This window comes from Ralstonia sp. ASV6 (genome assembly GCF_016429285.1).
In the GTDB taxonomy this organism is placed as follows: Bacteria; Pseudomonadota; Gammaproteobacteria; order Burkholderiales; family Burkholderiaceae; genus Ralstonia; species Ralstonia flaminis.
In genome coordinates, this window is record NZ_JAELUI010000331.1 from 1 (window position 1) to 792 (window position 792).

Consider the following 792-nt stretch of genomic DNA (forward strand, 5'->3'; position numbering starts at 1 on the left):
CCCTCAGCCCCGCGCCAGGTACCTCTGTACCAACCTCACCCAGTACGTCGCCCCCAACGGCAGCAACTCATCGTTGAAGTCGTAGCTCGGATTGTGCAGCATGCACGGGCCTAAACCGTGGCCTTGCGGGCCATTGGGACTGTACGTTGGTTCCGATGCGGCGCGTCGGCGATAAAGCCTTTTCGGCGGTCGCCGTCTGAGCGCCTCGGTCGCCTAAGGGTGAGAGCGTACGCATGTTTCGTTATGCGATTTCATCAAGCATTGCTTGACAAGGTGCCTCGGTGGTCCCATAATCGCAAGTTCTCTTCGGAGAGGTGCCCGAGTGGCTAAAGGGGGCAGACTGTAAATCTGTTGGCTTACGCCTACGCTGGTTCGAATCCAGCCCTCTCCACCAGAATTAAACAGTGAGTTCGGTCCATAGCCAGGGCCGGGCGGCAAGGGAAGAAGTAACCCGGGCGGGTGTAGCTCAATGGTAGAGCAGAAGCCTTCCAAGCTTACGACGAGGGTTCGATTCCCTTCACCCGCTCCATTCGCTGTTAGTAAGTTTCGCCCATGTGGCTCAGTGGCAGAGCACTCCCTTGGTAAGGGAGAGGTCGGCAGTTCGATCCTGCCCATGGGCACCACGCATCCACCAACCCAAATCGCTACCGAGACAGGAGTCGCGTCATGGCAAAGGAAAAGTTCGAGCGGACCAAGCCGCACGTGAACGTTGGGACGATTGGTCACGTTGACCACGGCAAGACGACGCTGACCGCGGCGATCGCCACCGTGCTGTCCGCCAAGTTTGGTGGC

1 protein-coding gene and 3 tRNA genes are annotated in these 792 nt (G+C 58.8%); all 4 read left to right on the top strand.

Features of this window, described 5'->3' with window-relative positions; genetic code table 11:
• Window positions 1–308: 308 nt before the first annotated feature.
• Window positions 309–394 (top strand) — tRNA-Tyr (locus JHD73_RS27915).
• Window positions 395–455: 61 nt separating this feature from the next.
• A tRNA-Gly gene (locus JHD73_RS27920) sits at window positions 456–529 on the top strand.
• A gap of 19 nt (window positions 530–548) precedes the next feature.
• Window positions 549–623: transfer RNA gene (locus JHD73_RS27925), tRNA-Thr, on the top strand.
• Window positions 624–666: 43 nt separating this feature from the next.
• On the top strand, window positions 667–792 hold a 126-nt coding region (locus tag JHD73_RS27930), incomplete at its 3' end, for a GTP-binding protein (RefSeq protein WP_230081277.1).